Genomic DNA, 1,040 nt, shown 5'->3' on the forward strand with positions numbered 1-1,040 from the left:
GGCAGTAGAAGGTCAGCGCGTCGTCCATCACGGCGGCGCGCACGATCACATTTTCTTCTTCATCCATGTCAGTTCACCGGTGCTGTTGTGAGGAAAGGGTGGCCTGCGGCCAGGCTGTTCTGGATGCCCCATTTGTGAGCCAGATAGCCTTCGATCTTCTGCCGGTCGAAGGTCGATCCGCCATTGGGCAACAGCGTCGGATCGATGACGAGGACTTCGGCAATCTTGCCGGCGAAGCGGGCAACAACATTGCCTCCCCCAGCTTCCGACAAGCCAAATAGGGCAAAGCCCACAGACACGGATGTTGTGCCGAGCGTTCCAGCACCGCTAGGCGTTCCGCCGTTCAGCCCGATCGAAACTGTAGACCCAGCACCACCAAAAACGAGCGCCTTGCTGCCGATCGCCCATGGCGTGGCGGAAACGCTGCTACCGCCAGTGCCAGATGAATAGAGCCGAACAGCCGTCTGAGCCGCGTCCGCGCCGGAAGTGGACACAGCCAGATAGATGCGATTGCCACTCGCATCGGCTGTGGAGGCGATACCGCGCACCGTCGCTGACAGATTGGTTTCATCCTGCGTCGCGCGCTCAGCGACGACGAATATCCAGCGCACGCCCTTCATTGCGTCTGTTGTTGCCACGAGGATCGGCCCGTCCGGCGCGCCGTTGGAACTGAGGCAGGGGCGAGTACCATCCCAGCCTGTAGCGCTGTAGGTCGGCCGCTTGGCCGCTGTCGCCTGAACAAGCGAGACGGCAGCGACCCCGCGATTCCTCCAGGCCGAAACCTTGCTATCAGACAGCGTGAGCGACACCGTCGAGGCTGCGTCGAACCACCCGACAACCGCCGTCCCCAGCCGCTCCGGCGTCCAGGTCGCATCATACTCCGCCTGAAAGACGATCGTCCCTTTGATCCGGACGTTCCCGCCATTGGTCAGGTCGGCGGAGGTGGCATAGCGCCGTACCGGGCCGTTCCAGTAGAACCGGATATAATATTGGCCAGACGGCGTTTCCCCGGTCAGCGAGTAACCGCCCGTGGGATAGGT

General features: G+C 62.1%; 1 protein-coding gene. It reads right to left on the reverse strand.

Annotation, left to right across the window (positions count from 1 at the left end; genetic code table 11):
- Positions 1 to 68 precede the first annotated feature (68 nt).
- Positions 69 to 1,040, reverse strand: a 972-nt coding sequence (locus BMX92_RS27630; RefSeq protein WP_093022799.1) for a hypothetical protein, incomplete at its 5' end; no start/stop codon positions are given.

It is taken from the genome of Sphingobium sp. YR768 (assembly GCF_900111125.1).
Lineage (GTDB): Bacteria > Pseudomonadota > Alphaproteobacteria > Sphingomonadales > Sphingomonadaceae > Sphingobium.